20 protein-coding genes are annotated in these 24,285 nt (G+C 58.9%); 11 read left to right on the top strand and 9 right to left on the bottom strand.

Annotated elements, in window-relative coordinates:
• Positions 1-1,008, top strand: a complete 1,008-nt coding sequence (gene cydB / locus AACY44_RS19155; protein WP_339416833.1) for a cytochrome d ubiquinol oxidase subunit II — start codon at positions 1-3, stop codon at positions 1,006-1,008.
• Positions 1,009-1,020: 12 nt separating this feature from the next.
• The gene (locus AACY44_RS19150) at positions 1,021-1,188 is read left to right on the top strand and encodes a DUF2474 domain-containing protein (protein ID WP_010562540.1); all 168 of its coding nucleotides are present in this window, start codon (positions 1,021-1,023) and stop codon (positions 1,186-1,188) included.
• 67 nt (positions 1,189-1,255) lie between these two features.
• Here AACY44_RS19150 and AACY44_RS19145 read toward each other — a convergent pair whose 3' ends face one another.
• Both AACY44_RS19145 and AACY44_RS19140 read right to left on the bottom strand, forming a co-directional pair.
• A complete protein-coding gene (locus AACY44_RS19145) occupies positions 1,256-2,380 on the bottom strand; it encodes a class I SAM-dependent methyltransferase (RefSeq protein WP_339416832.1) in 1,125 nt (374 codons plus the stop codon).
• A gap of 162 nt (positions 2,381-2,542) precedes the next feature.
• Positions 2,543-3,256: a helix-turn-helix transcriptional regulator gene (locus AACY44_RS19140; protein ID WP_339427988.1), complete on the bottom strand. Its 714-nt coding sequence runs from the start codon at positions 3,254-3,256 to the stop codon at positions 2,543-2,545.
• Between the two features lie 383 nt (positions 3,257-3,639).
• On the opposite strand from AACY44_RS19140, the gene AACY44_RS19135 reads away from it, so the two are divergent.
• A complete protein-coding gene (locus tag AACY44_RS19135) occupies positions 3,640-4,416 on the top strand; it encodes a ferredoxin--NADP reductase (protein ID WP_339436773.1) in 777 nt (258 codons plus the stop codon).
• Between the two features lie 44 nt (positions 4,417-4,460).
• Here AACY44_RS19135 and mscL read toward each other — a convergent pair whose 3' ends face one another.
• Complete coding sequence (gene mscL, locus AACY44_RS19130; protein ID WP_339416826.1) at positions 4,461-4,880, bottom strand: large-conductance mechanosensitive channel protein MscL; 420 nt, start codon at positions 4,878-4,880, stop codon at positions 4,461-4,463.
• A 286-nt stretch (positions 4,881-5,166) separates the two neighbouring features.
• On the opposite strand from mscL, the gene katB reads away from it, so the two are divergent.
• The 3 genes from katB to radA are packed head-to-tail and all read left to right on the top strand — an operon-like array spanning position 5,167 to position 8,709.
• Entirely contained in the window at positions 5,167-6,708 is a 1,542-nt protein-coding gene (gene katB / locus AACY44_RS19125; protein WP_339436774.1) for a catalase KatB, read from the top strand.
• A 58-nt stretch (positions 6,709-6,766) separates the two neighbouring features.
• Positions 6,767-7,306, top strand: coding sequence for an ankyrin repeat domain-containing protein (locus tag AACY44_RS19120; RefSeq protein WP_339416822.1), 540 nt, complete (start codon positions 6,767-6,769; stop codon positions 7,304-7,306).
• A 35-nt stretch (positions 7,307-7,341) separates the two neighbouring features.
• Positions 7,342-8,709, top strand: coding sequence for a DNA repair protein RadA (gene radA, locus AACY44_RS19115; protein ID WP_099584746.1), 1,368 nt, complete (start codon positions 7,342-7,344; stop codon positions 8,707-8,709).
• A gap of 127 nt (positions 8,710-8,836) precedes the next feature.
• Here the strand turns inward: radA and AACY44_RS19110 are convergent, their stop codons facing one another.
• A complete protein-coding gene (locus tag AACY44_RS19110; protein WP_339436776.1) occupies positions 8,837-9,205 on the bottom strand; it encodes a PilZ domain-containing protein in 369 nt (122 codons plus the stop codon).
• Positions 9,206-9,380: 175 nt separating this feature from the next.
• On the opposite strand from AACY44_RS19110, the gene AACY44_RS19105 reads away from it, so the two are divergent.
• The 3 genes from AACY44_RS19105 to yjiA all read left to right on the top strand — a co-directional run bounded on the left by AACY44_RS19105 (position 9,381) and on the right by yjiA (position 12,769).
• Positions 9,381-11,447 carry a carbon starvation CstA family protein gene (locus tag AACY44_RS19105; RefSeq protein WP_339456786.1) on the top strand — a complete coding sequence of 689 codons (2,067 nt, stop codon included), beginning with the start codon at positions 9,381-9,383 and terminating at the stop codon, positions 11,445-11,447.
• A gap of 15 nt (positions 11,448-11,462) precedes the next feature.
• Entirely contained in the window at positions 11,463-11,660 is a 198-nt protein-coding gene (locus tag AACY44_RS19100; RefSeq protein WP_003176208.1) for a YbdD/YjiX family protein, read from the top strand.
• A 149-nt stretch (positions 11,661-11,809) separates the two neighbouring features.
• Positions 11,810-12,769 carry a GTPase gene (yjiA, locus tag AACY44_RS19095; protein ID WP_339436777.1) on the top strand — a complete coding sequence of 320 codons (960 nt, stop codon included), beginning with the start codon at positions 11,810-11,812 and terminating at the stop codon, positions 12,767-12,769.
• A 186-nt stretch (positions 12,770-12,955) separates the two neighbouring features.
• On the opposite strand, the gene glyA is transcribed toward yjiA, so the two are convergent.
• Positions 12,956-14,209: a serine hydroxymethyltransferase gene (glyA, locus tag AACY44_RS19090; RefSeq protein WP_314564904.1), complete on the bottom strand. Its 1,254-nt coding sequence runs from the start codon at positions 14,207-14,209 to the stop codon at positions 12,956-12,958.
• A 220-nt stretch (positions 14,210-14,429) separates the two neighbouring features.
• Positions 14,430-18,281, bottom strand: coding sequence for a sensor domain-containing protein (locus AACY44_RS19085; RefSeq protein ID WP_339530857.1), 3,852 nt, complete (start codon positions 18,279-18,281; stop codon positions 14,430-14,432).
• A 315-nt stretch (positions 18,282-18,596) separates the two neighbouring features.
• On the opposite strand from AACY44_RS19085, the gene ettA reads away from it, so the two are divergent.
• Positions 18,597-20,261, top strand: coding sequence for an energy-dependent translational throttle protein EttA (gene ettA / locus AACY44_RS19080; RefSeq protein ID WP_339436780.1), 1,665 nt, complete (start codon positions 18,597-18,599; stop codon positions 20,259-20,261).
• A gap of 342 nt (positions 20,262-20,603) precedes the next feature.
• The gene (gene gdhA, locus AACY44_RS19075) at positions 20,604-21,941 is read left to right on the top strand and encodes an NADP-specific glutamate dehydrogenase (protein ID WP_339530855.1); all 1,338 of its coding nucleotides are present in this window, start codon (positions 20,604-20,606) and stop codon (positions 21,939-21,941) included.
• Here gdhA and AACY44_RS19070 read toward each other — a convergent pair.
• The 3 genes from AACY44_RS19070 to AACY44_RS19060 all read right to left on the bottom strand — a co-directional run bounded on the left by AACY44_RS19070 (position 21,938) and on the right by AACY44_RS19060 (position 24,224).
• Positions 21,938-22,435 (bottom strand): GreA/GreB family elongation factor, encoded by a 498-nt coding sequence (locus AACY44_RS19070; RefSeq protein WP_339471440.1) that lies wholly within the window; start codon positions 22,433-22,435, stop codon positions 21,938-21,940. The two genes, gdhA and AACY44_RS19070, sit on opposite strands and share 4 nt — an antisense overlap.
• Before the next feature lie 42 nt (positions 22,436-22,477).
• Positions 22,478-22,861 (bottom strand): hypothetical protein, encoded by a 384-nt coding sequence (locus AACY44_RS19065; RefSeq protein ID WP_339530853.1) that lies wholly within the window; start codon positions 22,859-22,861, stop codon positions 22,478-22,480.
• A 277-nt stretch (positions 22,862-23,138) separates the two neighbouring features.
• Entirely contained in the window at positions 23,139-24,224 is a 1,086-nt protein-coding gene (locus tag AACY44_RS19060; RefSeq protein WP_339416806.1) for a type I restriction endonuclease, read from the bottom strand.
• Positions 24,225-24,285: the final 61 nt, after the last annotated feature.

The following is a 24,285-nucleotide window of genomic DNA, read 5'->3' as shown; positions in this document are numbered from 1 at the left end:
ATGGGTATTGATCTTCCGCTGATCTGGGCCGTGATCATCATCTTCGGCATCATGATGTACGTGGTCATGGACGGCTTCGACCTGGGTATCGGCATCCTGTTTCCGTTTATCCCGGGCAAGACCGACCGTGACGTGATGATGAACACCGTGGCGCCGGTCTGGGACGGTAACGAAACTTGGTTGGTATTGGGCGGCGCGGCGCTGTTCGGCGCGTTCCCGCTGGCCTATTCGGTGGTGTTGTCGGCGCTGTATCTGCCGCTGATGCTGATGTTGATCGGGCTGATCTTTCGCGGCGTCGCGTTCGAGTTCCGCTTCAAGGCCAAAGACCACAAGCGTCACCTGTGGGACAAGGCGTTTATCGGTGGCTCGTTGGCTGCGACGTTCTTCCAGGGCGTGGCGCTGGGGGCGTTTATCGATGGCATCCCGGTAGTGAATCGCCAGTTCGCCGGCGGTTCGCTGGACTGGGCCACACCGTTCACGATGTTCTGCGGTGTGGCGTTGATCGTGGCCTATGCGTTGCTCGGTTGCACCTGGCTGATCATGAAGACCGAAGGCCCGTTGCAGGAGAAGATGCACAACCTGGCGCGGCCCCTGGCGTTCGTGGTGCTGGCGGTGATCGGCATCGTGAGTATCTGGACGCCGCTGACGCACCCGGAAATTGCCTCGCGCTGGTTCACCCTGCCCAACCTGTTCTGGTTCCTGCCAGTGCCGATCCTGGTGCTGGTGACCATGTACGGCCTGTTCCGCGCCGTGGCACGCAACGCGCACTACACGCCGTTCCTGCTGACGCTGGTGCTGATCTTCCTGGGCTACAGCGGCCTGGGTATCAGCCTGTGGCCGAACATCATTCCGCCATCGGTGTCGATTTGGGACGCTGCCGCGCCGCCGCAAAGCCAAGGCTTCATGCTGGTGGGCACGTTATTCATCATCCCGTTCATCCTGGGCTACACCTTCTGGAGCTACTACGTATTCCGCGGCAAGGTCACCCACGAAGACGGTTATCACTAGGAGGGTCGTCTCATGTCCGGCAAACCTACGTTGCACGAGATTGAACAGGCCGAGAAACAACCGTTGTGGCGGCGCCTGGGGTGGCTGGCGATGATCTGGACTGGCAGCGTGCTGGCCCTGTTCGTCGTGGCCAGCCTGATGCGCATGTTCATGAACGCGGCTGGCTTGACCACCCACTGACATCCCATCCCGTTGCCTTGCGGCACGGTTTTTTGGCCCCGCCTCTCCTCGCAGTGGCGGGGCTTTTTTATTTGCGCGCTTTGAGGATCACGAATTTCGGCGTGGTGGCGATTTGCTCGACACCCCGGAACAAGCGCGCCAGCTTGGTGTGATAACCCAAGTGGCGGTTGCCGACTATATAGAGGGCGCCGCCGACTACCAGCGCTTCCCGCGCCTGCTGGAACATACGCCAGGCGAGGAAGTCACCGACCACCTGCTGCTGGTGGAACGGCGGGTTGCACAGCACCACGTCCAGCGAATCGGGTGCCTGGCCGGCCAAGCCATCGGCGGCGCGTACGATGACATCGCGCTCACCGAGCGCTGCTTGCCAGTTTTGGGCCGCCGACTGCATGGCCATATAGGACTCGTCCACCAGGGTGTATTGCGCCTCGGGGTTTTGCAGGGCGCTGGCAATCGCCAGTACACCGTTGCCACACCCCAGGTCCGCCACCCGCGCGCTGCCCAGGCTTTTGGGTAGGTGCGGCAGGAACGCACGGGTGCCGATGTCCAGGCTTTCGCGGCAGAACACGTTGGCGTGGTTCAGCAACTCGATGGCTGGCGCGTCGAGGGTGTAGCGGGTCGGATACGGCGAGACAGCCGCGGGACGATCTTCAACAGTGGCGATCAGCAATCGCGCTTTCTTGACCGCCAGCGATGCGTGCATCGGCCCGATGTAGCGTTCCAGCAACTCGCCCGCCGCCCGTGGCAAGTGCTTGATCATCGCCCCGGCAATCACTTCGGCGCCTGGCGCAAGCTGGCCTTGCAGGCGGATCAATTGCTCTTCGAGCAGGGCCAAGGTTTTCGGCACGCGGATCAGTACGCGGTCAAAAGGCCCTGCCGGGATTTGGCTGGCCGGGATGAACGGCACAGCGTCAAACGCCTTGCTGTTGCGCACCAGGTTTTTCTCCAGGCCCTGGGCTGCCAGGAATGAGTCGCCGCTGGAGGTTACCTGTACTTGGCCCTGGAGGCTGACGGCCAGAGCGCCGAAGCTGTCATTGAGCACCAACACGCGGGTCTCAGTAGTCGGCTGCTGTTCGGCCAGATGATTGAGCAGGTACTCGTCAGCTGCATCGAAGGCTTGCAGCGGATCATTATGTTGCTCTGGCTGGCGGATCAGATCGAGCTGGGCGAAGGGGCTTTCGAGCAGGGGCATGGAGGGGGAGGCTCTGGGTAAACGATAAGTGTTCGGCAGTGGCCAGCCGAGACGTCTGAGTGAACGACTGGCGGCACCCGGGGGGTGGCTGCTCAACACTCAGAATTGGCCGCAAATGTTACTTTTTTTTCAGGGGGATTACATGCGGTGTTTGCTGGCGGGTCAAATAATCCCGTCTTGCGCGGCGCGGAGCACGGCGGCGATCTTGTTGTTGACCCCCAGTTTTTTCAGGCAACTGCAGACATGAAAGCCCACCGTGCGTTCGGATAAACAAAGGATGGCGGCGATGTCCGCTGCGGTCTTGCCCTTGCCGGACCACATGAGCACTTCCGTTTCACGCGGGGTCAACAGGCTGGCGGGTTTAGTACTGGGTGGTATGTCGGCATACTTATGCGCCAGTACTGCATGCATCGCGTGACACAACCACAGCATCAGCCCCGCTTTTTCGTAAAGTTCTTCCGGCGTGATTGCGCCTTTACCGCGGCTCAGGGTCAACATGCTGAACATGCCCCGGAAATCATGGACGGTTATGGTCAGCGCGATGTGCACGCCTGAAGTCTGCGCCAATGACCAAAGGCTGGGTACGTCTTTAAAGGTTTCTTCCTTCCAGACAATGGGCAGCGGGCTCTCCCTACAGTGCTTAACCACCGGGTCTACGCCAAAGAAGCTCGCCTGGTCATACACTGTTTTCCATTCATTTGGGTAGTTGGTGAATTCAATCGGCTTGACTTGGTTTTTAGGCAGGTTAGCGCTCATTTTGAAGGAACAGTGTTGGAAGCCGAGCTCTAAGGTTCTGATGGCTACCATTTCAAACACGCTGGTGGCCTCATCTTCGCCTTCTAGTTTGGGATGCCGTGTGTTGCGCCAGTTAATCATTGGTAACGCTCCATGGAATTCTCCGTGCCTTGAGGTACGTCCTGGACCCCCAACGCTGCACGGAAATGAGTGTAGGACAACGGCTACATGTCGAGAGGAAAATTTCGTACTTGCGCGCAGGTTTTTAAGAATTTTTCTGCAAAGTGACCTGCTGGCGTTGGCCGCGGGCAGTCTGAAAGTCGCGGGTTATTAGGCGTTTGAAGGCCCTGTAACGATCAACTAACAACCTGTTTGTAAGGGGGGTTGAGAGGCTAATAGCCAATTGATTGGCGGTGCAATTGGATAGCCATTACTGCATGTGTTGCGCGATACCACTACCAACCACAGGTGTTTCCACGCGCCACTTTGAGAGACACTAGGGCACCTGTTGAACGGAGGCCCCCATGACGGCCAGCGCTGAGAAATTCACCCGCCAGACCTTGCTCGATGTGCAATCGCTGACCCCCAGCCTGTTTACCCTGCGCACCACCCGCGATCCCGGTTTCCGCTTCACTGCGGGCCAGTTTGTGCGCCTGGGGGTGACCAAGGCGGATGGCAGCACCGTCTGGCGCGCCTATTCCTTAGTGTCCTCGCCGTTTGATGAGCACTTGGATTTTTTCTCGATCGTCGTCCCGGGCGGTGAGTTCACCAGTGAGCTGAGTCGCCTGCGGGTGGGCGATACCTTGATGGTGGAACGCCAGGCCACCGGATTCCTGACGTTGAACCGTTTCGTCGATGGTCGCGATTTGTGGATGCTGGGCACTGGCACCGGGGTGGCGCCGTTTTTGTCGATCCTGCAGGACTTCGAGGTCTGGGAGAAATTCGAGCGCATCATCCTGGTGTACAGCGCCCGCGAAGCCAAGGAGCTGGCCTATCAGGCGCTGATCAACGAACTGGGCGAGCGCGAGTACCTGGCCGAATACGCGCACAAGCTCACCTACATTCCTATCGTCACCCGTGAACAACACCCGGGCGCGCTGAATGGGCGCATCACGACGCTGATCGAAAATGGCGAACTGGAACGCGCGGCCGGCGTTGAGCTGGCTCCGGAGCATTCCCGCGTGCTGATCTGCGGCAACCCGCAGATGGTTGATGACACGCGGCAGTTGCTCAAGCAGCGCGATATGAATCTGAGCCTGAGCCGTCGTCCTGGTCAGGTGGCGGTAGAAAATTACTGGTAATAAAAAAGGCGCCTCAAGCAGGCGCCTTTTTTTCAAGCCGGTGTTTACTGAAGCGGCTTGTCGTTCTGTGCCTTGAGCAGATCACGGATCTCACCCAACAACAGTTCTTCCTTGGTCGGCGTCGGTGGCAGGCTTGGTGCCACGGCCTCTTCACGCTTCAGGCGATTGATCGCCTTCACACCCATGAAGATCGCAAACGCGACGATGACAAAGTCGATGACGCTCTGGATGAACTTACCGTAGGCCAGCACCACCGCAGGCACATCGCCTTGCGCTGCCTTGAGCGTTATCGCCAGGTCAGCGAAGTCCACGCCACCGATCAGCAGACCAATGGGCGGCATTATTACGTCGCCAACAAAGGAGGAAACAATTTTGCCGAAGGCCGCGCCGATGATAATACCGACGGCCATGTCGACCACATTACCTTTGACCGCGAAGGCCTTGAACTCACTGATCACGCCCATGGTTATTCCTTGTTACAGATGAGAAGGGTGGGGCTCAGTGTAATTCAGTCGTAGCGGGCTTGCCTGACACAACCGTTAACACTGTTAGTTTTAATCGACACATTAAATCGAAAATAGTTTGCAAAGTGCCATCAATCGCGCGCGAAATACTCGCTAAATCAGGTGCTTACTAGATTATTTTATCAATCGGGTTGGTACGTCTTTTCTATTTATCTTCTGACTCTCGGGTCACTAGCCTCTGGCAAGCACAACTGAATGTGCACTAAAAAAACCAGAGGAAACCTTGATGAACACCCCAATGAGCCGCGGGCCTGTTACAGCGCGAACTGCGCTGGTACTGGTGACCGCCAGCCTGCTGTCCCTCTCTGTGCAAGCCGCCAACTTGACCCGCGATAACGGTGCAGCGGTGGGCGACAACCAGAACTCGCAAACCGCCGGCGCCAATGGCCCTGTACTGCTGCAGGACGTGCAACTGATCCAGAAGCTGCAACGCTTCGACCGCGAACGCATCCCGGAGCGCGTGGTACACGCCCGTGGCACGGGCGCCCACGGCACCTTCACGGTCACCGACAACCTCAGCGATTTGACCAAGGCCAAGGTATTCGCCGCTGGCGAAACCACACCGGTGTTCGTGCGCTTCTCCGCCGTGGTACACGGCAACCACTCCCCGGAAACCCTGCGCGACCCGCGCGGTTTCGCCACCAAGTTCTACACCGCCGACGGCAACTGGGACCTGGTGGGCAACAACTTCCCGACGTTCTTTATCCGCGATGCGATCAAGTTCCCGGACATGGTCCACGCGTTCAAACCCGACCCGCGCACCAACCTCGATGACGACTCCCGTCGCTTCGACTTCTTCTCCCATGTGCCCGAGTCCACGCGCACGCTGACCGAGCTGTACGCCGACTCCGGCACCCCGGCCAGCTATCGGGAAATGGATGGCAACGGTGTGCACGCCTACAAGCTGATCAATGCCAAAGGCGATGTGCACTACGTCAAATTCCACTGGAAAAGCCTGCAAGGCATCAAGAATCTGGATCCTAAGCAAGTTACCGAAGTGCAGGGCCGTGACTACAGCCACATGACCAACGATCTGGTCACGCATATCAACAAGGGCGACTACCCCAAGTGGGACCTGTACGTACAGGTGCTCAAGCCTGAAGACCTGGCCAAGTTCGACTTCGACCCACTGGACGCCACCAAGATCTGGCCGAATGTGCCCGAGCGCAAAGTCGGGCAGATGGTGCTGAACCGCAACCCGGCCAACGTCTTCCAGGAAACCGAGCAAGTGGCCATGGCCCCGGCCAACCTGGTGCCGGGCATCGAACCGTCGGAAGACCGCCTGCTGCAAGGCCGAGTGTTTTCCTACGCCGACACCCAAATGTACCGCCTGGGCGCCAATGCCCTGCAACTGCCGATCAACGCACCACGCGCAACCGTCAACAATGGCAATCAGGACGGCGCACTGAATTCCGGCAAAACCACCAGTGGCGTGAACTACCAGCCAAGCCGCCTGGAGCCTCGGGAAGAGCCGCAAGCCGCACGCTATAGCCAATCGGCCCTGTCGGGCAGCACCCAGCAGGCGAAGATCCAGCGTGAGCAGAACTTCAAGCAAGCCGGTGATCTGTACCGCTCCTTCAATAAAAAAGAGCGTCAGGACCTGATCGAGAACTTCGGCGGCTCGCTGGCAACCACCGATGATGAAAGCAAGCACATTATCCTGTCGTTCCTTTACAAAGCCGATCCGGAGTACGGCACTGGCGTAGCCAAGGTTGCCAAGGGGGACCTGGCGCGCGTGAAGGCGCTGGCGGAAAAACTGACTGACTGATCCGTTGGTTCTGGTCGGCGCCCAGAGACGGGCGTCGACCCTTGGCAGGAGAACACCCATGCGAATTTCTATCGGTCTGCTGATGGCCATGCTGGCCTTTGTCGCACACGCCGAGTCGCCCGACCCGGTTGCGCTCAAGGTCCAGTTGCAGGATTACTACTTCGACGCCGCCCGTCGTGGCGACCTCGACATGCTCAACACCTTTATCGATTCCGGCTACAGCCTCAACACCCAGGATGACAAGGGCTACACCGCGTTGATCCTCGCCGCGTACCACGGCCAGGGCCCGTTCGTGGAGCGCTTGCTCAACGCCGGTGCCGACGCCTGCGTGCAGGACAAACGCGGCAACACTGCGCTGATGGGCGCGATCTTCAAGGGCGAACTGAAAATTGCCCAACGCCTGCTGGCCACCGACTGTAACCCCGATCAGCGCAATGGCGCCGGGCAGACGGCGGCCATGTACGCCGGGCTGTTCAAACGCGTCGAGCTGTTGGATGAGTTGAAGGCCAAAGGCGCCGACCTCAACGCCGAAGACCCGATCGGCAACAGTGCTTCACGATTGGCCAGCGGTGAAATCCGGACCCCGGCGCCGCGCTGAGCTATCATCGCGGTTTTTCGGTTGGAGGTTCTCAAATGGCAAAGGCCAAGCGCATGTACGGCTGCACGGAGTGCGGCGCGACCTTTCCCAAGTGGGCCGGCCAGTGCGGCGAATGCGGTGCGTGGAACACCCTGACTGAAACCATGATCGAAAGCGGCGGCGCGGCGGCCCCCACTGGCCGTGCCGGCTGGACCGGGCAACAGGCGCAGATCAAGACGTTGGCCGAAGTCAGCGTTGAAGAAATCCCGCGTTTTTCCACCGCTTCCGGCGAGCTGGACCGGGTGTTGGGTGGCGGTCTTGTGGACGGTTCGGTGGTGTTGATCGGCGGTGATCCGGGCATCGGCAAATCGACGATCCTGCTGCAAACCCTGTGCAGCATCGCCAGTCGCATGCCGGCGCTGTATGTCACTGGCGAAGAATCCCAGCAGCAAGTCGCCATGCGCGCCCGTCGCTTGGGTTTGCCCCAGGACCAACTGCGGGTGATGACCGAAACCTGCATCGAAAGCATCATTGCCACGGCGCGTATCGAAAAGCCCAAGGTCATGGTGATCGACTCGATCCAGACCATTTTTACCGAGCAATTGCAATCAGCGCCGGGCGGTGTGTCCCAGGTGCGCGAGAGCGCGGCGCTGCTGGTGCGTTATGCCAAGCAGAGCGGCACGGCGATCTTCCTGGTGGGGCATGTGACCAAAGAAGGCGCGCTGGCCGGGCCACGGGTGTTGGAGCATATGGTCGACACTGTGCTGTATTTCGAAGGCGAATCCGACGGCCGCTTGCGTTTGCTGCGGGCGGTGAAGAACCGTTTTGGTGCGGTAAACGAGTTGGGTGTGTTTGCCATGACCGACCGGGGGCTGAAAGAAGTCTCCAACCCGTCGGCGATTTTTCTGACTCGCGCTCAGGAAGAAGTCCCGGGCAGTGTGGTAATGGCAACGTGGGAAGGCACTCGCCCGATGCTGGTGGAAGTGCAGGCGCTGGTGGATGACAGCCATCTGGCCAACCCTCGGCGTGTGACCTTGGGTCTGGATCAAAACCGCCTGGCGATGCTGCTCGCGGTGTTGCACCGACACGGCGGCATTCCTACCCATGACCAGGATGTATTCCTGAACGTCGTGGGTGGGGTCAAGGTGCTGGAGACCGCGTCTGACCTGGCGTTGATGGCGGCGGTGATGTCCAGCCTGCGTAATCGGCCGTTGCCGCATGACTTGCTGGTGTTCGGTGAAGTCGGCCTGTCAGGCGAAGTACGCCCGGTGCCCAGCGGGCAGGAGCGTTTGAAGGAAGCGGCCAAGCACGGCTTCAAGCGCGCCATCGTGCCCAAGGGCAACGCACCGAAGGAATCGCCGCCGGGGATCACGATTATTGGCGTGACGCGGTTGGAACAGGCGTTGGATGCGTTGTTCGAGTAATCAGCAACACCGCAAACCAATGTGGGAGCGGGCTTGCTCGCGAAAGGGGTGTATCAGCGATGAATTCGTCGACTGACACTGCGCCTTCGCGAGCAAGCCCGCTCCCACGTTTGGATTGTATTGGCTGTTAAATCTCCAGCAAAGCACCCAGCTCGCGCTCCAACTCTTCCTCGTCACCCAGGTTCAATTCGACCAGCCGCCGCAAATGGCTGATCGAGTCCAGGTCGATGTGCTGGCACACAAAGCCCAATTGGTCATGATCCTCATGAGTCAGCCGAACCTGCATCTTGATATGGGCCTTTGGGTCCAAGCGAATATCGACGTCAAACGCCAGCGCCTTATTGCCCTTCCAATCCTCGGGGCGCTTTACCAACAAGCCCTTCAGCGACAAATCCACCAACTGCGCCGGCCACTCGCGGCCGTTTTGCCGAAGTTCGGTCTTGGCATCAAAGGCGATCCGGCGAAAACGGCGGCGGTCAGACGCTTGCTCGGTCATGGTCACACCCTCTGGTAGATAGAAAGAGTGTAGCTCTGCGCCATTATCAGGCCATTTTTTCTGCTTTTTTTGCGCTGGCAAGGCTCTAGACCAACGTAGGGGGGTGGCCTTTAAGGCCAGTAGCGCTAAACTCCGGATGGCTGTCCTTTCTGTCCACCCTGGCTGGAATATAAAAATGAAAAATAATAATAGCCTGCTACGCCATCTACCCTGGCTGGTGCTGGCAATTGTAGGAGCGTGCGCCCTGGGCGTAGTGGCCTTGCGCCGCGGCGAGGCGATCAACGCCTTGTGGATTGTGGTCGCTGCGGTGGCCATCTATCTGGTTGCGTACCGTTACTACAGCCTGTTCATCGCTAATAACGTGATGCAACTCGACCCACGGCGGGCCACCCCCGCAGTGGTCAATAATGATGGTCTGGACTATGTGCCGACCAACAAACACATCCTTTTCGGTCACCACTTTGCGGCGATTGCCGGTGCAGGCCCGTTGGTCGGCCCGGTGCTGGCGGCGCAAATGGGCTACCTGCCTGGCACGCTCTGGCTGATTGCCGGCGTGGTGCTGGCCGGTGCCGTGCAGGACTTCATGGTCCTGTTCCTGTCCACTCGTCGCAACGGCCGCTCCCTGGGGGACATGGTCCGCGAAGAAATGGGCCGCATCCCTGGGACCATCGCGCTGTTCGGTTGCTTCCTGATCATGATCATCATCCTGGCGGTGCTGGCGCTCATCGTGGTCAAGGCCCTGGCCGAGAGCCCATGGGGCATCTTCACAGTGATGGCGACCATCCCGATCGCGATGTTCATGGGCATCTACATGCGCTACATCCGCCCGGGCCGCATCGGTGAAATCTCGATCATCGGCGTGCTGTTGCTGCTGGGCTCGATCTGGCTGGGCGGGCAGATTGCTGCTGATCCGGAGTGGGCCAAGGCCTTCTCTTTCACCGGTATCCAGATCACCTGGATGCTGATCGGCTACGGTTTCGTCGCGGCGGTACTGCCGGTGTGGCTGATCCTCGCGCCACGCGATTATCTGTCGACCTTCCTCAAAATCGGCACCATCATCGCCCTGGCGATCGGCATCCTGGTGACCATGCCCGACCTGAAAATGCCGGCGTTGACCCAGTTCATCGATGGCACCGGTCCGGTCTGGAAGGGCGGTCTGTTCCCGTTCCTGTTCATTACCATTGCCTGCGGCGCGGTATCGGGTTTCCACGCACTGATCTCGTCGGGCACTACGCCCAAACTCTTGGCCAGTGAAAGCCATGCCCGCTACATCGGTTACGGCGGCATGCTGATGGAGTCGTTCGTGGCCATCATGGCCATGGTTGCCGCGTCGGTGATCGAACCTGGCGTGTACTTCGCCATGAACAGCCCGGCCGCGATTGTCGGCACGGACGTGGTCACCGTGGCGCAGACCGTCAGCAGCTGGGGCTTTGCGATTACGCCTGAGGCGCTGTCTGCCGTCGCCCATGACATCGGTGAAACCACCATCCTGGCGCGTGCCGGTGGTGCTCCGACGCTAGCGGTGGGTATCGCGCAGATCCTGCATAGCGTGCTGCCGGGTGAAAACACCATGGCGTTCTGGTACCACTTTGCGATCCTGTTCGAAGCGCTGTTCATCCTGACGGCGGTGGACGCCGGTACCCGTGCCGGCCGCTTCATGCTGCAAGACCTGCTGGGTTCCTTCGTGCCGGCGCTCAAACGCACCGATTCCTGGACGGCCAACCTCATCGCGACCGCTGGTTGCGTGGCCATGTGGGGTTACCTGCTGTACCAAGGTGTGATCGATCCCTTGGGCGGCATCAACACCTTGTGGCCGCTGTTCGGTATCTCCAACCAGATGCTCGCGGGTATCGCGCTGATGCTGGCAACCGTTGTGCTGATCAAAATGAAACGCCAACGCTACATCTGGGTGACCATGCTGCCAGCCGTCTGGCTGCTGATCTGCACCACCACGGCGGGCTTCATCAAGCTGTTCGACGCGAATCCTGCGATCGGCTTCCTGTCGCTGGCCAAGAAGTACAGCGATGCCCTGGCCAACGGCCAGATCCTGGCCCCGGCCAAGAGCATCGACCAGATGCAGCACGTGATCTACAACGCCTACACCAACGCAACGCTGACGGCGCTGTTCCTGTTCGTGGTGTTCAGCATCCTGTTCTATGCGCTCAAAGTCGGCGTCGCCGCTTGGGGCAACAAAGAGCGTACGGATAAAGAAGCCCCGTTCCAGGCTGTACCGGACGCGTAATAGAGGATTGCAGCCATGTTCAATGACATCAGTCGCCTCGGTAAATACCTCGGTCAGGCCGCGCGCTTGATGGTCGGCATGCCCGACTACGACACGTACGTCGAGCATATGCAAACCAAGCACCCGGACAAACCGATGATGGACTACAAGGCGTTCTTTCGGGAACGCCAGGAAGCCCGTTACGGTGGCAAGGGTGGGCCTAAGTGCTGCTGACCCGGCACTCGGGCTTGCGGTGATCCACTGTGGGAGCGGGCTTGCTCGCGAAGGCGGTCTGTCAGTTTAGGTATGTGCTGACTGATCCACCGCCTTCGCGAGCAAGCCCGCTCCCACATTTGTTTTTGTGTTCCTTCAGGAGAATTTCTTTGTCCTCTCCCATCCCCGTCACCATCCTCAGCGGCTTCCTCGGCGCCGGCAAGACCACCCTGCTGCGCCACCTGCTCAAAGCCGAGCACGGCCTGAAAATCGCGGTGATTGAAAACGAATTCAGCGACGCCGGTATCGACACCCAGCTCTTGGGCGCAGAACCGGTGCAAGTCATGACCCTGTCCAACGGCTGCGTCTGCTGCACCATCCACACCGACCTGACCAAAGCCCTCTACTTGCTGCTCGAACGTCTGGACAGCGGCGAGATCGCGTTTGATCGCTTGGTGATCGAGACGACCGGCCTGGCCGATCCGGCGCCGGTGGCCCAGACGTTTTTCATCGACGAGGAACTGCGCGAGCGCTACATCCTCGACGGCATCATCACCCTGGTGGATGCCGCCCACGCCGAGCACCACCTGACCCAGACCATCGCCCAGGCCCAGATCGGTTTTGCCGACCGCCTGCTGGTCAGCAAGCGCGACCTGGTGGATGACGCCACCTTCGACGCGCTCAGCGAACGCCTTACCCGCATCAACCGCCGTGCGCCGATCCGCGTGGTGGATCATGGCAACATCGACTTGGCGGAACTGCTCGATGTGCGTGGCTTCAACCTCAATGCTGGCATGAGCCTGCGCCCGGTGAGCGCCGCGCCGTCCATCGACCGCATTTCCAGCCTGGTGCTGCGCACTGACCAGCCGCTGGATATCGACCGTCTCAGTGAGTTCATGAACGAACTGTTGGAAGACCACGGCAAGCAACTGCTGCGCTACAAGGGCGTGTTGAATATCGCCGGGGAAGATCGACGCATGGTGTTCCAGGGCGTGCTGAAGCTCTACGGTTTCGACTGGGATACCGAGTGGGCCGAAGGCGAGGCACGCGAGAGTGTGATTGTGTTTATTGCCGATGAATTGCCGGAGCAGAAGATTCGCGACGGCTTTGCAAAGGTCTACCAATCCTGAATTGAAATACGATCAAAATGTGGGAGCGGGCTTGCTCGCGAAAGCGGTGGATCAGTCAGCATATTTGTCACTGATACACCGCTTTCGCGAGCAAGCCCGCTCCCACATTTTTGAACGCATTCCAAACTGAAATTGGCATAAAAAAGCCCGGCTCAAAAGCCGGGCTCCTTATTCAAGCAACTGCAATCAAGCGCCGTATACCGGCAGCTTTTTGCAGATGGCCTTGACCTTTTCACGCACCGCGTCGATCACGGTTTCGTTGTTCAGGTCAGCCAGGATGTCGCAGATCCAGCCGGCCAGTTCCTTGCACTCTGCTTCCTTGAAGCCGCGAGTGGTCACAGCTGGGGTACCGAAGCGCAGGCCGGAGGTGACGAACGGCGAACGTGGGTCGTTGGGTACGGAGTTCTTGTTCACGGTGATGAAGGCTTTGCCCAGGGCAGCGTCAGCATCTTTACCGGAAATGTCCTGCTTGATCAGCGACAGCAGGAACAGGTGGTTTTCAGTACCGCCGGACACCACGTCAAAGCCACGGGCGATAAACACTTCAGCCATGGCCTTGGCGTTCTTCACCACTTGTTGCTGATAAGTCTTGAACTCAGGCTGCAGCGCTTCCTTGAAGCAGATCGCTTTAGCGGCGATCACGTGCTCCAGCGGGCCACCTTGGGCGCCTGGGAATACGGCAGAGTTCAGCTTCTTTTCGATCTCGGCGTTGGCGCGCGCCAGGATCAGGCCGCCACGTGGACCGCGCAGGGTCTTGTGGGTGGTGGTGGTGACCACGTCAGCGTAAGGCACTGGGTTCGGGTAGACGCCCGCGGCGACCAGACCGGCTACGTGAGCCATGTCGACGAACAGGTAGGCGCCGACTTTGTCAGCGATTTCGCGAAAACGTGGGAAGTCGAGGATCTGCGAGTAGGCAGAGAAACCGGCCACGATCATTTTTGGCTTGTGCTCGACCGCCAGGCGCTCGACTTCGTCGTAGTCGATCAGGCCGTTGGCATCGATACCGTATTGAACGGCGTTGTACAGCTTGCCGGAGGACGAAACGCTGGCGCCGTGGGTCAAGTGACCGCCGTGGGCCAGGCTCATGCCCAGAATGGTGTCGCCACCTTGCAGCAGGGCCAGGTACACGGCGCTGTTGGCTTGGGAGCCGGCGTGCGGCTGGACGTTGGCGTAATCAGCGCCGAACAGTTCTTTTGCACGGTCGATGGCCAACTGCTCAACCACGTCGACGTACTCGCAACCACCGTAGTAGCGCTTGCCAGGGTAGCCTTCGGCGTACTTGTTGGTCAGCACCGAACCTTGAGCCTCCATCACCGCAGGGCTGGTGTAGTTTTCCGAAGCGATCAGCTCAATGTGCTCTTCCTGGCGCACGGCTTCTTGCTCCATGGCGGCGAAGAGATCGGCGTCGTACTTGGCAATGGTCAAATCACGGCTGAACATGGCGGTCCTCAAGGATCGGGGGCAGAAAAGGAGGGCATTCTAACCCAGGCGCTTTTAGAAGGGGTATGAAAGGTAATCATGCGATGAAGCGCCGGCTTCAAGTTGCAAGCTGCAAGCCTCAAGTAAAAGCAGATTTGCCCTTGCTTGCCGCTTACAGCTTGAAGCTTGAAGCTTGCCGCTGCCCTCTTCATGGTCGATTGATTAGAGCTGTTAGCTCCAATCAATCGAACATGAAGAGGGCGTCGTTACTGAACTGCGCCTCAAACCGATTCGCCGGCATCGGTCGCCCAAACAGGTAGCCCTGCACTTCATCGCAGCCATGCTCACGCAGGAAGTCCAGTTGCTCATGGGTTTCCACGCCTTCAGCGATCACCGCCAGGTTCAGGCTGTGGGCCATGGCGATAATGGCCCGGGCGATCTGTGCATCCTGCTCGCCTGACGGCAGGCCATCGACAAAGGTGCGGTCGATCTTCAACACGTCGATAGGGAATTGCTTGAGGTAATTGAGCGACGAATAACCCGTGCCGAAGTCGTCCACCGCAATGCTCAGGCCCAGGTTTTTCAGGCTGTCGAGAATATGCATGGCCTCGTTGACTTCGCGCATCAGGATACTTTCGGTCAGCTCCAGCTCCAGGCACGCCGGCGGCAGGCCAGTGTCCTTGAGGATAGTGGCAATGCGCGTGCCCAACTGGCCGTCGGAGAACTGCCGCGCGGAGATGTTCACCGAGACTTTCGGCACGCGCACCTTGTTCTGGTGCCAGGTCTTGAGCTGGCGACAGGCTTCGCTGATCACCCAGTCGCCGACGTCCACCACCAGGCCCAACTCTTCCAGCACCGGGATGAAGTCCCCCGGCGGCACCAGCCCGCGACGCGGGTGACGCCAGCGCAGCAGGGCTTCGGCGCCCGTCAGGCGCTTGCCGTCGCCGCTGAACTGCGGCTGGTAATAGAGCACGAATTCGTCCTGTTCCAGGGCGTGGCGCAAATCGCTTTCCAGCTCCAGGCGCTCCAGGGCGCTGGCGTTCATGTCCGACTGGTAGAACTGGAAATTGTTCTTGCCGCGCTCCTTGGCGTGATACATCGCGGTGTCGGCGTTTTTCATCAGTTGGCTCAGCTCGTTACCGTCTTGCGGGCTGAGGGCGATGCCGATACTGGCGGTCACAAAGAATTCTCGGCCTTCCAATACAAAGGGTTTTACCAGGCTGGCGAGGATCTGCTCGGCCACATGGATCGCGCGGTTCAGCGCCATTTCACGGTTGACCCGTGGCTGCAGGAGCAACGTGAACTCGTCGCCACCCATGCGCGCCACGGTGTCGTCTTCGGCCACGCAACCCAGCAGGCGCGTGGCCATTTCCTTGAGCATACGGTCGCCGGCGGCGTGGCCCAGGGAGTCATTGATCGGTTTGAAGCGGTCGAGGTCGAGGAACATCAGCACTACCCACGACTTTTGCCGTTCGGCCGACTGCAACGCGGTGTGCAGGCGATCCTGGAACAGCGTGCGGTTGGGCAGGTGGGTCAGGGCGTCATAGTAGGCCAGGCGGTGGATGCGCTGTTCGCTGGCCTTGCGCTCGCTGATATCACTGAAAAAGCACACGTAGCTGGCCAGGTCGCCCTCATCGTCAAACACGGCAGTGATGCCGACCCACGCCGGGTAATGCTCGCCGTTACGGCGCTTGAGCCACACTTCGCCTTCCCAGGTGCTGTGCTGATGCAGTTGCTTGAGCACGTAGCGCAGGTGGGCTTCCTGCTGTTCGTCGACGGTGAGCATGGCTGGCAATTGATCGAGCACATCGCTGACCGCGTAGCCGCTGACCCGGCTGAACGCCTCGTTGGCCTGCACGATATAACCCGCCGGGTCGGTGATCAGGATCGCCGATGTGGAGTGCTCGAATACCGTGGCCGCCATGCGCAGGTCTTTCTCGGCGCGGCGCTGCTGGCTGATGTCGCGACCCACGCCGAGGATGCCCTCAAAGGCGCCGTGTTCGTCCCACACCAGCACCAGGCGCAACTCAATCGGCACTTTGCGACCGTCGGCGCGCAGGCAATCGAACAGGAACAACTGGGTTTGAATGTCATCACGCAGCTTGTTCAGCGCCTCGGTATCGCCCAGCGCGCGGCTGACCTGCTCCATCAGGCTATAAATGCCGGTCAGTTGCTGCGGGTTGGCAATGATCGACTGCCAGCCGTTCTTGAACACCCAATCCACGTCATAGCCCAGCACGGCATTGACCGACGGGCTGACATAGTTGAGGGCCAATTGGCTGTCGGTGGAGCAGATCACGTCGCTGATGCTTTCGGCCAGCATGCGGTAGCGCTGTTCGCTGTCGCGCAGGGATTCACTGGCTTCGATCTGGTCGGTGATGTCCTTGGCCACGCCGATGATCCGGCTGATCTGCGCGGTTTCTTCGCGGGCCAGGGCTTGTTCACGGATATCGAAACGGCGCCACTGGTTATCGCGATGACGGAAGCGCAGTTGGCAGTGCAACTGAGTGGTGTAGCCGACATTGCGCTGCTGCTGGCGCAAATCGTGGTAATGCTCGCCGTCCTCGGGGTGCAGCAGGATTTCCCAGAAGTACTCGCCCATTTGCTGCAGTTCGGCCTTGTTGTAGCCGAGGGTGTGGCCCAAATGGTGGTTGCTGAAGATCATGCGCTGGCTGATCACATCCTGCACATACAGGTGGTCGGGCACGGTGCGGACCACGTCTGACCAGAAGCTTTCCCGTTCGACCAGCGACAGCTCGATCAGCTTGCGGCTGGTGATATCGCTGATACTGAGGATCACTGCCTTGAAGTCGTCTTGTTGCTCTGGCATGCGCATCACCAGCCACAGGTATTGGTCGTTGCCGGCCACGTCCTTGAGCTGGATTTCCAGCTCCAACTGGTTCTGTTGGGTCAGGACAGCATCGAGTATCTGGTAACCGATGGACGTGGCATTGCGCGGGCAGTCATCGATCAGGCGTCCCCAGGCCTCCTCGCAGGAGCCCACGTTCAACAGGCGCACCGCCACCTGGTTGACCTCGGTGATGCGCAACTCCTTGAGCAGTCGCTGGCGCTCGTCGGGGTTGGCCTGCATCCAGGTGTGCAATTGCTCGCGGGTCTGCAACCCGGTCTTGTCGAAGAAACCGTTCAGGCCCGACAGGTCAAGCACGCACAGGGCCACGCCGGTGCCTTCGAAAATATCTTGGTAGCGCCGCCGGCCTTCATGCACTTGGCGCTGGCGGCGCCGCATGTTCAACAGCACGATCACCGGGATCAGCGAGAACGCCAGGCCCAACAGGCATTTGCCGATAAACGCCGGCAGCAGTTGCTCCAGCACGGCGGTGCGGTCGAATAGCCCACGCAATTGCCAGTCGCTCTTGCTCAGAGGCGTGATCAGTACGCTTTTATTCAGTTCGTCCGGTGTGAGGGCGCTGGCCCACTGGGCCGGCATGCCGCTGTCACGACTGATGACGCGGTGGTTGATGCGATTCTCGATGACCCACATCGGGCGTTGGCCCTGGCTGTCCTGGGGGGTGAGGTTGGCCAGATAGTTGGGTGCCAGGCGCAACGCCCAGTACATCCTTGAACCGCCGCTGGGCTGGTGCAACAACAGATAGATGAGGGTGCCGTTGTCGTTGTTGCTCAGGTAATAGGACTGGGAGTGGCTGCGCTGCACCAGCTCTTCAAGCCAGGCGCCGTCCTGGCTGTCAGTGGCGCTGTCACTGATCATCGCGCCGCTGGGGGCGAGCAGGGCAATGCTGCGTAGCTCCGGCAGCGAGCGCTGCAAGGTGCGCATCAAGGCCTGTTGCTGTTCGCTGTCGCGCGGTGGCTCGACCATCGGTAGTAGGTTCAGAGCGATTTTTGCGCTCAGGGCCATGTTCAGGCTGATCTGTTCTGCCAGGTCGGCACTGTAGTCGATGGTGTATTGCTGCTGGTTCTTCTGGTTTTGCTGCAACTGGTCAAGCAGTTGCCAGAACAATAAGGCGAGCAGCATGAGGACGAGCGTCGCCAATGCGCCTTTGAGGGTGCCGTGCAGGGGCGCTCCCGGCGCTATATGAGCGGCGCGCAGGGGAGTAGGCGGCGTGACTTTGGACAAGCTGTGATCCTGCGGTTTGGCTGGACTGGCGCGCGACATGCACTATAAGCCGGACGCCCGGAGGGCGGCTAGCATGCCCTGACTTGTGGCAAAGTGCCAGCCCCGCCTGGCGGGACACAAGTCAGGCACCTGTGTGGATCAGGTTGTCTGCCAAGCATGAGGGGGGGCTGGAACCTCTGAAGGTATGGGCGGCTAATCTAATAGATAGATTTCGATACGCCCGGCCACTTAGGTTAACCTTGAGGATTCGCAATGCTATGTACAGCGCCATGACGCTACGTAGGCCTGTTCTCACTTTTTCATGAGGTCCACATTTTGGCTCAATACGTCTTCACCATGCATCGGCTGGGCAAAGTTGTCCCTCCGAAGCGGGAAATCCTGAAAAACATTTCGCTGTCCTTTTTCCCTGGCGCCAAGATTGGCGTGCTCGGCCTCAACGGTTCGGGTAAGTCCACGCTGCTGAAAATCATGGCCGGCGTCGACACCGAGTTCGAAGGCGAAGCCCGCCCGATGCCCGATCTGAACATTGGCTACCTGCCGCAAGAACCGATCCTGGACCCGACCAAGACCGTGCGCGAAGTGGTTGAAGAAGCCGTCAGCGTGATCAAAAACGCCCAGGCGCGCCTCGACGAGGTTTACGCCGCGTACGCTGAAGAAGACGCCGACTTCGACAAACTGGCGGCCGAACAAGCCAAGCTCGAAGCCATCCTGCAGGCCAGCGACGGTCACAACCTGGAGCGTCAGCTGGAAGTTGCCGCCGACGCGTTGCGTCTGCCGGCATGGGACGCCAAGGTCGAATTCCTGTCCGGTGGTGAAAAGCGCCGTGTGGCCCTGTGCCGCCTGCTGCTGTCGGCCCCTGACATGCTGCTGCTTGACGAACCGACCAACCACTTGGACGCCGATTCCGTCGCCTGGCTGGAGCATTTCCTTCACGATTTCCCGGGCACCGTGGTTGCGATTACGCACGACCGGTACTTCCTGGACAACGTGGCCGGCTGGATCCTCGAGCTCGACCGTGGCGCCGGTATCCCTTACGAGGGCAACTACTCCGGCTGGCTGGAAGCCAAGTCCGACCGTCTGGCTGCCGAATCCAAGCAACAATCGGCCCATGAAAAAGCCATGAAGGAAGAACTGGAGTGGGTGCGCAAAGGCGCCAAGGCTCGTCAGTCCAAATCCAAAGCACGTCTGCAACGCTTCGAAGAAATGCAATCGCAGGAATTCCAGAAGCGCAGCGAAACCAACGAGATCTACATCCCGGCCGGCCCACGCTTGGGCGACAAGGTCATCGAGTTCAAGAACGTATCCAAAGGTTATGGCGACCGTGTGCTGATCGACAACCTATCGTTCTCGATGCCAAAAGGTGCGATCGTTGGCGTTATTGGCGGTAACGGTGCGGGTAAATCCACGCTGTTCCGTATGCTGATGGGCAAGGAAGCGCCGGATTCGGGCTCTATCGAAGTCGGTGAAACCGTGCAGCTGGCCTGTGTGGACCAGAGCCGCGAAGACCTCGACGGCAGCAAGACGGTGTTCCAGCAGATTTCCGACGGCTCTGACCAGATCCGCATCGGCAACTATGAAATCCCGTCGCGTACCTACGTGGGTCGTTTCAACTTCAAGGGCGGCGATCAGCAGAAGTTCGTCAAGGACTTGTCCGGCGGTGAGCGCGGTCGCTTGCACTTGGCCCTGACCCTGAAAGAGGGCGGCAACGTCCTGCTGCTCGACGAACCGTCCAACGACCTCGATGTTGAAACCTTGCGTTCCCTGGAAGAAGCGCTGTTGGACTTCCCTGGCGCCGCCATTGTGATCTCTCACGATCGGTGGTTCCTTGACCGCGTCGCGACTCACATCCTGGCGTACGAGGATGACTCCCAGGCGGTGTTCTTCGAAGGTAACTACACCGAGTACGAAGCGGACCGCAAGAAGCGTTTGGGCGATGCTGCTGCCCAGCCGCACCGTGTGCGTCACAAGAAACTGGCCTGATTGGGTCAGTGGTTTGAAAGAGCGGAGCCTTCGGGCTCCGTTTTTTTTTGCGTGCTTTCTGAAAGACCTGGGTGGATTCATTCGCGAGCAAGCCCACACATTCGACCGCATTCCAGCGTTGAAACCGATCAAATGTGTGCGGGCTTGCTCGCGAGTGCGGTTTGGCTGTTGGTGCATGCTCCAAGCCTGATTCCCTTATTTGGTGCAGATAAACGCGGTTATTTATATCTAATGCACCATTTAAATTCATAAAGGCGACATCTTGCGCTTTTCAGGTGCATGACGAGTTGCTAAGGTCCGGCTCAATCTCATTTAAAAACAATCAATCTGCCGAGACTTTTCATGATCGAATCCGTCGAATCCTTCCTCGCTCGCCTCAAGAAACGCGACCCTGACCAGCCCGAATTCCACCAGGCAGTAGAAGAAGTCCTACGCAGCCTGTGGCCGTTTCTTGAAGCCAATCCTCACTACCTGGCATCGGGCATCCTGGAGCGCATCTGCGAGCCGGAACGCGCCATTACCTTCCGAGTGTCGTGGGTGGATGATCATGGCAAGGTCCAGGTCAATCGCGGTTTTCGTATCCAGATGAACAGCGCCATTGGTCCCTATAAAGGTGGCCTGCGCTTCCACCCTTCGGTGAACCTGGGCGTGCTGAAGTTCCTCGCCTTCGAGCAGACCTTCAAGAACTCGCTGACCTCGCTGCCTATGGGCGGCGGCAAGGGCGGCTCGGACTTTGATCCCAAGGGCAAGAGCGATGCTGAAGTCATGCGCTTCTGCCAATCCTTCATGAGCGAGCTGTATCGCCATATTGGCGCGGACGTGGACGTGCCGGCCGGCGATATCGGCGTGGGCGCCCGTGAAATCGGCTTCCTGTTTGGTCAGTACAAGCGCCTGAGCAACCAATTCACCTCGGTGTTGACCGGCAAGGGCTTGACCTACGGCGGCAGCCTGATTCGCCCGGAAGCCACCGGCTTCGGTTGCGTGTACTTCGCCGAGGAAATGCTCAAGCGCAATAACCAGCGTGTCGAGGGCAAGCGTGTGGCAGTGTCCGGCTCCGGCAACGTGGCGCAATACGCGGCGCGCAAGGTCATGGACCTGGGCGGCAAGGTGATTTCCCTGTCCGATTCCGAAGGCACCCTGTACGCCGAAAGCGGTTTGACCGAAGAACAATGGTCGGTCTTGCTTGAGCTGAAAAACGTGCAACGCGGGCGCATCAGCGAACTGGCCGAGCGTTTTGGCCTGGAGTTCCGCAAAGGCCAGACCCCATGGGAACTGGCTTGCGACATCGCGCTGCCTTGCGCCACTCAGAACGAACTCAATGCCGATGCTGCGCGCACCCTGCTGCGCAACGGCTGCCTCTGCGTGGCCGAAGGCGCCAATATGCCAACCACGTTAGACGCTGTGGATATCTTTATCGAGGCGGGCATTCTCTTCGCACCGGGCAAAGCCTCCAACGCCGGCGGTGTCGCGGTGAGTGGCCTGGAAATGTCGCAGAACGCCATGCGCCTGCTATGGACGGCGGGCGAAGTGGACAGCAAGCTGCACGCCATCATGCAGTCGATCCACCATGCCTGCGTGCATTACGGCGAAGAAAACGGTCGGATCAACTACGTGAAAGGCGCGAATATCGCGGGCTTTGTGAAAGTGGCCGACGCGATGCTGGCCCAAGGCATCGTCTAAGCCTCGGGCTCGATGCGCAGCACCTCGATCAACTGATCGCCGACGGGGCGCTTCCACAGCACCTCGTCGCCGACCTGAGCGCCCAGCAATGCAAGGCCCAGGGGCGAGCCCCAATTGATCAAGCCTGCACCGGCGTCGGCCTGGTCTTCACCGACCAACTGAATACGCTGCTGCTCGTCCTGATCATTGGCGAAGGTCACCCAACTGCCGATCTGCACCTTATCGCTGGAAGTGGCCGATGCGACCACTTGGGCGCTCTGCACCCGTTGGTTGAAGTAACGCAAATCCCGTTCAAGGTCGGCCTGGCGTTGTTTGTCAGCGTGCTCGCCCTTGGCGGATTCTGCGCTGTGTTCCTGCTGCAACTGCGCAACCTTGGCCTGCAACTGCGCTAACCCTTGCGCAGTTAGGCGGTTGGGCTGCTGGCTCACTTGACGCTCCACCGGCGGGTCGGCCTGGTCGGCGGCGTTGTCCTCGTTTACAAAAGCTCGGCTCATGGTGTTCTCCCTCTATGGAGTTTGGGCCATGTTCGCCGCGCATTAGTTTCGATGGATGTCTGAAAGCGACCTATTGGAGCGATAGGCCCTGGCGGCGTCGCGGTCTTTCTCGTGCTGCCAGGCGCGCTCTCGGTCATCCCAGTGGTTGTCCTTGTAGTTTCGCAACTCTTCGTTTTCACGCATGGCCTTGCACTGGCGAAAGCCATCCTCCCAGCCTTCGGCATATTGCCGATCCTTCAGATAACGCGGCACATTTTTGCGAAACTCCCCGGTAATCACCCCGGCAGCCTGGCGACCGCTGCTGCAGCCATCGTCAAAACCGTCGGCAAAAGCCGGTGGGTACCCCTTGGCCAGCAAATCCTGATGGGTCGTTTGACAACCCGCCAGCCACACCACCGCACACAGCAATAACGCAAACCGCCACATGGCGTACTCCCTGGCCGTTTCACGGCTGATAGGGAGAGTTTAGAAGGGGGGTTGTCAGGGCGGTGTGAAAGGGAAGTGAGAAAGGTGTTGGGCGGTGAGCGCGGCACTTGTAGTGAGCGGGCTTGCCCCGCGCTGGGCTGCGAAGCGGCCCTAATTAAGACAACCGCGGTATGACTGGCGGTCCCCTCTGAGTAGTTTTGGGGCCGCTGCGCAGCCCCGCTCACCACACGGTTATCGACGATTTCGGGAGCGTATTCTAACTAACGCTCTGCGGCCTTCAGTCGTAATAACCCACTGTTTTTTTCAACTGATCGGCGTACTCGTAAATTTCATCAATGGATGAAATCGCGTGCCGTGTTTCATTTTTTTCCTCGTCGAATATTCCGAGGTATTTCTGACTGCGATTGAAGTGAAGACGGCAAATCGGCTTGCGATTATTGTCGTCCAGTAATATCCCAAAATAGCTTTGCGTATCTCTTTGAACAATCCGCTTGGCATCGACCACCGATCGAACAACGGCTCGGACGATGTGATAGCCCTCCAGCTCTTCAAGCGTCGTCAGAATTTTATCTTCTGACTCGTCTCTATCCTGCGCATCTGAATTGGCACTGTGCGCGACGGGCATTGATGCCATTGTTGGTTGGATGGCTCCGCTCATCGCTGACTTGAGTCGATCATTGATCTGATCGTTCAAAAACTGAGCTAACGCTTTTCGTGTCAGTTCGAAAAACTGCTCGCGCACTTTCTGTGTGATGACACCTTCGTAAACTCGGGAAGCGAAAAATTTAACGAAGTCGTCTTCCGGTTTGCTGACCTGTAAGCCAATGAGCTTTTTGAGTTGACTGACGTATTTCAACTCTCCAGCGGCATTGATTATTGAGTCAACGTCGAATGCCGACTTGGTGAGTTTGATCAACTCTGGTACGGAGTACTCATCAATGTCTAATAAATCCAATTCTAGAAATGGCTTTTCATCCATTTTATTTGGAGCGTCCAAGTCGGTAAAAAATCTGTAGACCTGGCCGTTTGTGAGGATTGAGATTCTTGCGCTCGTGACATGAAAGTATCGAAAAAGCTGCGATGCATGATTGATGCTCAATGACTCACCGATTTTTTTGCATTCGATCAGTATTTGGACCTCACCCTCTTTCATGATCGCATAGTCGATCTTTTCGCCTTTCTTCGTCCCTACATCACAGACAAATTCAGGCATCACTTCTTGTGGATCAAATACGTCGTAGCCCAACACCGTATTGATAAAGGGCATTACGAAAGCATTTTTTGTCGCTTCTTCTGTTTGAATGGCAGGGCCTTGCAGACGAACCTTCGCTGCCAGGCTGGTGAGTTTTTCAAAAAAATCCATATAAGCCTCTACCTATTCAGATCCGTGGATAGACGTGGTGGCGATTTGATTGCTACCCGAG

This window comes from Pseudomonas sp. RA_15y_Pfl1_P11, assembly GCF_963970975.1.
GTDB lineage: Bacteria > Pseudomonadota > Gammaproteobacteria > Pseudomonadales > Pseudomonadaceae > Aquipseudomonas > Aquipseudomonas tritici.
This window is presented reverse-complemented; position numbering and strand designations above follow the sequence as displayed.

Coding starts and splice junctions, on each gene's coding strand:
- AACY44_RS19120 (WP_339416822.1), top strand. CDS start 6,767: ATGCGAATTTCTATCGGTCTGCTGATGGCCATGCTGGCCTTTGTCGCA.
- katB (WP_339436774.1), top strand. CDS start 5,167: ATGAACACCCCAATGAGCCGCGGGCCTGTTACAGCGCGAACTGCGCTG.
- AACY44_RS19145 (WP_339416832.1), bottom strand. CDS start 2,380: ATGCCCCTGCTCGAAAGCCCCTTCGCCCAGCTCGATCTGATCCGCCAG.
- radA (WP_099584746.1), top strand. CDS start 7,342: ATGGCAAAGGCCAAGCGCATGTACGGCTGCACGGAGTGCGGCGCGACC.
- AACY44_RS19070 (WP_339471440.1), bottom strand. CDS start 22,435: ATGAGCCGAGCTTTTGTAAACGAGGACAACGCCGCCGACCAGGCCGAC.
- AACY44_RS19135 (WP_339436773.1), top strand. CDS start 3,640: ATGACGGCCAGCGCTGAGAAATTCACCCGCCAGACCTTGCTCGATGTG.
- glyA (WP_314564904.1), bottom strand. CDS start 14,209: ATGTTCAGCCGTGATTTGACCATTGCCAAGTACGACGCCGATCTCTTC.
- AACY44_RS19110 (WP_339436776.1), bottom strand. CDS start 9,205: ATGACCGAGCAAGCGTCTGACCGCCGCCGTTTTCGCCGGATCGCCTTT.
- AACY44_RS19100 (WP_003176208.1), top strand. CDS start 11,463: ATGTTCAATGACATCAGTCGCCTCGGTAAATACCTCGGTCAGGCCGCG.
- AACY44_RS19105 (WP_339456786.1), top strand. CDS start 9,381: ATGAAAAATAATAATAGCCTGCTACGCCATCTACCCTGGCTGGTGCTG.
- cydB (WP_339416833.1), top strand. CDS start 1: ATGGGTATTGATCTTCCGCTGATCTGGGCCGTGATCATCATCTTCGGC.
- gdhA (WP_339530855.1), top strand. CDS start 20,604: ATGATCGAATCCGTCGAATCCTTCCTCGCTCGCCTCAAGAAACGCGAC.
- AACY44_RS19065 (WP_339530853.1), bottom strand. CDS start 22,861: ATGTGGCGGTTTGCGTTATTGCTGTGTGCGGTGGTGTGGCTGGCGGGT.
- mscL (WP_339416826.1), bottom strand. CDS start 4,880: ATGGGCGTGATCAGTGAGTTCAAGGCCTTCGCGGTCAAAGGTAATGTG.
- AACY44_RS19150 (WP_010562540.1), top strand. CDS start 1,021: ATGTCCGGCAAACCTACGTTGCACGAGATTGAACAGGCCGAGAAACAA.
- AACY44_RS19140 (WP_339427988.1), bottom strand. CDS start 3,256: ATGATTAACTGGCGCAACACACGGCATCCCAAACTAGAAGGCGAAGAT.
- AACY44_RS19060 (WP_339416806.1), bottom strand. CDS start 24,224: ATGGATTTTTTTGAAAAACTCACCAGCCTGGCAGCGAAGGTTCGTCTG.